5 protein-coding genes are annotated in these 7001 nt (G+C 67.0%); 3 read left to right on the forward strand and 2 right to left on the reverse strand.

The window, feature by feature from the left end; genetic code table 11:
• Positions 1 to 158 precede the first annotated feature (158 nt).
• A complete protein-coding gene (locus ACFWY9_RS34005) occupies positions 159 to 3134 on the forward strand; it encodes a bifunctional [glutamine synthetase] adenylyltransferase/[glutamine synthetase]-adenylyl-L-tyrosine phosphorylase (protein ID WP_378340787.1) in 2976 nt (991 codons plus the stop codon).
• 103 nt (positions 3135 to 3237) lie between these two features.
• Positions 3238 to 3672, forward strand: a complete 435-nt coding sequence (locus ACFWY9_RS34010; protein ID WP_378330288.1) for an acyl-CoA thioesterase — start codon at positions 3238 to 3240, stop codon at positions 3670 to 3672.
• An 88-nt stretch (positions 3673 to 3760) separates the two neighbouring features.
• On the opposite strand, the gene glnA is transcribed toward ACFWY9_RS34010, so the two are convergent.
• Positions 3761 to 5185 (reverse strand): type I glutamate--ammonia ligase, encoded by a 1425-nt coding sequence (gene glnA / locus ACFWY9_RS34015; RefSeq protein ID WP_378330289.1) that lies wholly within the window; start codon positions 5183 to 5185, stop codon positions 3761 to 3763.
• A gap of 270 nt (positions 5186 to 5455) precedes the next feature.
• Here glnA and ACFWY9_RS34020 point away from each other — a divergent pair, with 270 nt between their 5' ends.
• Complete coding sequence (locus ACFWY9_RS34020) at positions 5456 to 5845, forward strand: RDD family protein (RefSeq protein ID WP_378330329.1); 390 nt, start codon at positions 5456 to 5458, stop codon at positions 5843 to 5845.
• A gap of 61 nt (positions 5846 to 5906) precedes the next feature.
• Here the strand turns inward: ACFWY9_RS34020 and ACFWY9_RS34025 are convergent, their stop codons facing one another.
• Complete coding sequence (locus tag ACFWY9_RS34025) at positions 5907 to 6830, reverse strand: hypothetical protein (RefSeq protein WP_378340788.1); 924 nt, start codon at positions 6828 to 6830, stop codon at positions 5907 to 5909.
• Positions 6831 to 7001 lie beyond the last annotated feature (171 nt).

The following is a 7001-nucleotide window of genomic DNA, read 5'->3' on the forward strand; positions in this document are numbered from 1 at the left end:
ACCCAGCTCCCCCGCCCCCGCCCCCTCGCCCCCCCACACACCCCCCCCCCAACGCCCCGCCTCAAGCGGACCCCGGCACTTTGCCAACCGCCCGGCGTTAGCAAAGGTCCCTTGCTCCTCACGGCTTGGCGGTGTCCGCTCGGATACGGTAGGGCGTGATGGCAGACCGAGCTCGTCCGACCGCTTCCGCGGCGAGGTACGGCTTCACCGACAGCCGGGCCGAAGAGCAGCTTCGTGCTGCTGGTTGGTGGGATGTCACCGGATCGAGCGCGGCCGCCGCCGATGTGCTGTCCGCGTTCTCCCGCGCGCCGGATCCCGATCTGGCGCTCCGTGGACTCGACAGGATTCGGGAGGCCGACGGCGCGGGGTGGGCGGAACTCGACCAGGCTCTTCGCGAGAACCGGACTTTTCGCGGGCGGTTGCTGGGAGCGCTCGGCACGTCCAGCGCGCTCGCCGACTTCCTCGCCGCCAATCCGCAGGCCTGGCATTCGCTCACCGGTAAGAAAAGCACCGATCCTGCGCGCTACGCCGAGCTGCTGCTGGAGAAGATGCGCGGGCCTGATGGCACGCTGGTGACCGGTCCTGAGGCCGAGCAGGTTCTCCGGTCCGCTTATCGCGAGCTGATCCTCGGCATCGCCGCGGCCGACCTCGGCCATCTCGTGGAACCGGGCCTGGAGCACCCGCACTACGCAGAGGTCGCGAGCCAGCTGACCCGGCTTGCCGAGGCCGCCTTGATCGTCGGCGTGGCGGTGGCGGAAACAGAGGTCGGCGCGAAGGCGGAGGACACGCTCGCCGTCATCGCGATGGGTAAATGCGGTGGGCGCGAGCTCAACTACGTCAGCGACGTCGACGTCATCTTCGTCGGTGGCGTCGACCTCACAGTCGCTACCCGCTTGGCCAGCACGATGATGCGCATCGTCGGCAACGCCTGCTTCGAGGTCGACGCGGCGCTGCGTCCCGAAGGCAAGTCCGGCGCGTTGGTACGAACGCTCGACGGGCACGCTGGTTACTACAAGAAGTGGGCCAAGACCTGGGAGTTCCAGGCGTTGCTCAAGGCACGGCCGGTCGCGGGTGACGCCGAGTTGGGGCGGAAGTACAGCGAGCTGGTCGCGCCCCTCGTGTGGTCGGCTGCCGATCGCGACAACTTCGTCGGCGAGGTGCAGCAGATGCGCCGCAGGGTCGAAGGCCATGTCCCGTCTGAGCACGCCGAGCGTGAGCTCAAACTCGGCCGCGGTGGGCTACGCGACGTCGAATTCGCTGTCCAGTTACTCCAGCTCGTCCATGGCCGGATCGACCCGGACCTGCGTTCACCCTCCACTATGGAGGCTTTGGCCGCACTGGGTGAGGGCGGCTACGTCGGTCGCCAGGACGCCGCCGAACTCGGCGCGTCCTACGAGTTCCTGCGGACCGTCGAGCATCGGCTGCAATTGCGGCGGCTGCGACGTACCCACCTTTTCCCCGAAGCCTCGGACACCGCCGAACTGAGGATTCTGGCACGCGCGATCGGCGTCCGCCCCGCAGGCGGCAAGAGCGCGGGCGAAGTACTGCTGGCCGAGTTCCGGCGGCATGGCCAGGGCATCCGCAAGCTGCACGAGAAGCTGTTCTACCGGCCGCTTCTGCAGTCGGTGGCGAACGTGCCGACCGAAGCTCTGCGGCTCACCACCAAACAGGCGGCCAGTCGGCTGGCTGCCCTCGGGTACGCAGCGCCGGACGGCGCGCTCCATCACATCAAGGCGCTGACCGCGGGCGTCTCCCGGAGAGCCGCGATCCAGCACGCGTTGCTTCCCGTCCTGCTCGACCTGCTGGCCGATACCCCCGATCCTGACCGGGGCCTGTTGTCCTACCGCAAGGTGTCCGAGGCTCTCGAGGAGACTCCCTGGTACCTGCGCGTCCTCCGGGACGAAGGCGCGGTGGTCGAACGCCTGGCCTTCCTGCTCGGCACATCGAGGCTCGTCCCGGATTTGCTCGCGCGGGCACCCGAGGTGCTGCAGCTGCTGGGAGATCCAGCGCGGCTCACCGGCCGCACTCCGGCCGAGGTCGCGACCTCGCTGCGGGCCGCAGTGCGCCGGCAACCCGGGTTGAACGCGTCGGTGGCGGCCGCGAGGTCGTTGCGACGCCACGAGATGCTGCGGGTGGCCTGTGCGGATCTCCTCGGGCTGCTCGATGTCCGGCGGGTGTGCGAAGCGCTTTCGAGCGTGTGGGTGGCGGTGCTGCAGGGCGCGCTGGCCACGGCCAACCGGCAACGACAGACGGAACTCGGTCGCACTCCCGCGGCGATCGCCGTCATCGGAATGGGGCGGCTCGGCGGCGCCGAGCTTGGTTACGGATCCGATGCGGACGTCCTGTTCGTATGTGAGCCGACCGAAGGTGTGTCCGATGCCGAAGCGGTGCGTTTCGCCTCGTCCGTAGCGGAAACGGTCCGGCAGATGCTGGGCGCGCCGAGCCCGGACCCGGCGTTGGTGGTGGATGCGGACCTGCGGCCGGAGGGACGCAGCGGCCCACTGGTGCGGACGCTGGAGTCGTATCGGGCGTACTACGCGCGTTGGGGCGAGGTGTGGGAGGCACAGGCCCTGCTGCGTGCGCGCTTCATCGCGGGGGACGCCGACCTCGGCGAGCGCTTCATCACGATGCTCGATCCTGTTCGCTATCCGGATGGTGGGCTCGATGCGGGCCGTGTGCGGGAAATCCGGCGGATCAAGGCGCGAGTGGAAACGGAACGGATGCCCAAGGGAGCCGACCCGACACGGCACACGAAGCTCGGCCGGGGCGGCCTGGCCGATGTCGAATGGACAGTGCAGCTTCTGCAACTGCGGCACGCGCACGAGGTCGGTGCCTTGCGAACCACATCCACTCTCGAAGCGCTCGCCGCGCTCGAGCCAGCTGGCCTTGCTGCGGCAGCGGACGTCGAATCCTTGACCGAGGCATGGTTGCTCGCTACTCGAGTCCGGAACGCGGGAATGCTCGTCCGCGGCAGGGCCGTCGATGAAATCCCCAGCTCGGGCCGTGACCTGACCGCCGTGGCACGTGTTCTCGGCTACACGTCCGATGACGATCCCGGCGAGTTCCTGGACACCTACCGACGCATCACTCGTCGCGCCCACACCGTCGTCGAGCGCCTGTTCTACGAAAACTGACCCACAGCGCCGAGAGGAGCAAGGGACCTTTGCTATCGCCCGGCGACAGCAAAGGTCCCTTGCTCCTCTGCGCCGGGTCGGGAGCGGCGCTTACAGTGGGCGGGTGACTGAGCGCGAGCCATTCCGGACCAGGCTGAAGGTCCGCCACTACGAGCTGGACACCCTCGGCCATCTCAACCACGCCGTGTACCACTCATATGCCGAGGTCGCCCGGCTGGAGCTGATGGAGCTGGCAGGCGGGCTTTCGGGAGGTCTGCGCGAGGAGAAGCTGGCGTCGGTCATGCTTGAGACGCACGTCGCCTTTCGCCGAGAGCTACGGGCAGGCGATGTGGTCGACGTCACCTGTGACACCAAGTTCGGGAACGGCAAGACGTTCCGCATGGATTCGAACATCTACAAGCTCGACGGGACCTTGGCCGCGGAGATCACCTGCACGCTGGGGCTGATGGATCTCGATCGCCGCAAGCTCGTCGATGATCCGCGTGGACGCTTCGAGCGGGCCGGCGTCGACCTCAAGGTCATGTCCACCGCGGGTTGACCCACCAGCCGCACGTGGAAACAGAAACGCCGGCGGCGAGGGCGTTTCCGCGCCTCGCCACCGGCGTGACGGTGGGCCTACCGCGTGATCACACGTCGTAGTACAGCGAGAACTCGTACGGGTGCGGACGCAGCCGCAGCGGGTCGATCTCGTTTTCGCGCTTGTACGAGATCCAGGTCTCGATCACATCGGGGGTGAACACGCCGCCTTCGAGCAGGTAGTCGTGGTCGCTCTCCAGAGTGTCGAGCACAGTGCCGAGGTCTCCCGGGACGAGCTTGACATCCTTGGCCTCCTCGGGAGGAAGCTCGTAGAGGTCCTTGTCGATCGGCTCCGGCGGCTCGATCTTGTTCTTGATGCCATCGAGCCCGGCCATCATCATCGCCGAGAACGCCAGGTACGGGTTGCCGGATGAGTCCGGGCAGCGGAACTCGGCGCGCTTCGCCTTCGGGTTGTTGCCCGTGATCGGGATACGCACGCAGGCGGAGCGGTTGCGCTGCGAGTAGACCAGCGAAACCGGCGCCTCGAAGCCCGGCACGAGACGGTGGTAGGAGTTCACTGTCGGGTTCGTGAAGGCCAGCAGACTCGGAGCGTGCTTGAGCAGACCGCCGATGTAGTGGCGCGCGGTGTCGGACAGGCCGGCGTAGCCCGACTCGTCGTGGAACAGCGGCTGGCCGTCCTTCCACAGCGACTGGTGGCAGTGCATGCCCGAGCCGTTGTCGCCCGCGAGCGGCTTCGGCATGAACGTCGCGGTCTTGCCTGCCGCGAACACCGTGTTCTTCACGATGTACTTGAACAGCTGCAGGTCGTCCGCTGCGTGCAGCAGCGTGTTGAACTTGTAGTTGATCTCGGTCTGGCCGGCGGTGCCCACCTCGTGGTGCGCACGCTCGATCTCGAAACCGATGTTCGTCAGGTTGCGGACGATGTCGTCGCGCAGGTCGGCGAAGTGGTCGACCGGCGGCACCGGGAAGTAGCCGCCCTTGAACTTCGTCTTGTAGCCCTGGTTGCCGCCCGCCTCGTCGGCGCCGGTGTTCCACCAGCCCTCGACCGAGTCGATCTCGTGGAATGAGGCGTGCTCGGCCGAGTCGAAGCGGATCGAGTCGAAGATGTAGAACTCGGCTTCGGGGCCGAAGTACACGTTGTCGGCGACGCCGTACTCGGCGATGTACTGCTCGGCCTTGCGCGCGATGTTGCGCGGGTCCCGGCTGTACGCCTCGCGGGTGAACGGGTCGTGCACGAAGAAGTTGAGCGCCAGCGTCTTCGCCTTGCGGAACGGGTCGATCCGCGCGGTCGCCGCGTCCGGCAGCAGCAGCATGTCGGACTCGTGGATGGACTGGAAGCCGCGCACCGAGGAGCCGTCGAACGCGAGACCCTCTTCGAAGGCATCTTCGGTGAAGGCCTTCGCGGGGACCGTGAAGTGCTGCATCACGCCGGGCAGGTCGCAGAACTGGACGTCGACGACCTCGACGCCCTCGTCGGCGATGAGACGCTGGATATCGTCTGGAGTAGTGGGCACCCTCGGTGACTCCTTCTCGTTCGAGCTCGTACGGCAGTGCTCTCTTCGGCTCACGCTAAGAGCGCGGTGTTGCCCGACCGTCACCCGTATGTTTCGCCGGTGTTAACGGGTCGGTGCATACCGGGTAGTCGACCAGGGCGAATGCGACCTGCGCCACCGGCATACCCTGGACGGGTGGCGAGATGGACCGGCGAATGGCTGCCCGGCACCGGCGACGGGGCGGCAGCAGGTGATCAGCATGCTCCGCGATGGCGCGGCGAATCGCTCGGCCTGCCTGAATCCGGCGTAGGTGCGGTGGCCAGCGGTGGCGCGAGACTGCTCGGCCTCGTCATCGACCTGGTCCTCGCCGCACTGGTCACAGCCATATTCGTCCGGCCCAACCTGCAGAATCCCGCTGTGATGCAGAACTTCAACCAGTGGTCGGGGGTCGTCTGGGCGATCATCACGGTCATTTCGGCGGCGTTCTTCGGCTTCACTCCCGGGATGGGGGCGGTGGGAATCCGTGTTGCCCGACTCGACGGGGCGTCGATGGTAGGACTGTGGAGAGCAGTCGTACGCACGGTGCTCACCTTCGTGATCATTCCTGCGGCCGTGCGCAACGCCGATGGTCGCAGCTGGCTCGATCGTCTGACCGGAACCGTGGTCATCCGTATGCGCTGAGTCGTCCGGAGTGAAGCAAGGGACCTTTGCTTTCGCTTGGGAGCTGAGTGTGACACGGATGTCATGCGGCCGTTCTGGGGTCGCGGGCGGAGATCCGAGGTGGTGGGCGTTGCGCCGCGCGCTGGTACGCCGTGCGAAGCTCCCGAATTACGGACAGTGGCTGGTCGCGCAGCATTAGCGGGTGAAGGCGTACCAGTATGAGTCCTTCGGCGGCTGGCGGGCTGTCCTCGTGCTGGCTGGCGGAATGGATTGCCACCTCGTCCAGGTCGAGTTGTACTGCCAAGCCGACGATCGGCCACCACGCTTGGACGCTGCCGAGGACATCACCAGACTCGTTCTCCAGAACAACGTCCCAATCCGGCTGAGGCAGCCCGCTCTTCTCGAGAACGTCACGGAGCCACCGCTCGGCCGCCTCATGGACACCGTTGCTGACCTCTTGGACGACACGCCGGGGAAGTGCCGAACCTATGGTGCTGGCCTGCGCGAGCTCCTTGCGGAGATCAAGCGGATCGCAGAGCCCACGGTAGACGGCGTCGGCGATCATGGCGTGCACGTTTGTCAGGTTGTCCATCCGTCGCGCAGCGTCAATCAAAGCCCTTGCCAGCGGCGCGAGCGGCAGACCGTCGACAACGACTGCGTCAGGAAGGTGGATCGTCCGCTCGGCGATCGCGAAGCCCCAGGTGGCGACCTTGCTCCTGTGCGGGATCAGTGTATGGACCCGTGGTTCGGCAGGCAGATTGCGCACGCCGTGGAGCCGTGCGGCGTGGATACCGGTGAGCATCGCGTCCGGGCCCGCATGGGTCAGGGCTGCGCGGAACAACTGGCGGGCCGTCGGCTCCCGGTTGGTGAATACGATTACCCCGGGTATTGGCCGCTGCCATGGGCCGTTGCCTCGGCACCGGCGCGAGATGGATGTGTGGGATATGCCGAGCGCGACGAGTTTCGCCCGGGCGGCCACGCCGTCCGGGAACAGATCTTCCAGCATCTCTGGCCTGAGGCTTCTCATGCCCACACCGTCATGATGCAACCACGGACCGACAGTTTTGCGCGAAAACGGAGCAGGGGGGCGGGGTTGTGGGCCGCCGCGCTGCAAAGGACCCCCCCCGGGCCGCGGGGGGTGGGGCGGGGGTGGGGGGGGGGGGGGTGGGGCGGTATG

The sequence above is a fragment of the Amycolatopsis sp. NPDC059027 genome (assembly GCF_042739735.1).
Classification (GTDB): Bacteria; Actinomycetota; Actinomycetes; order Mycobacteriales; family Pseudonocardiaceae; genus Amycolatopsis.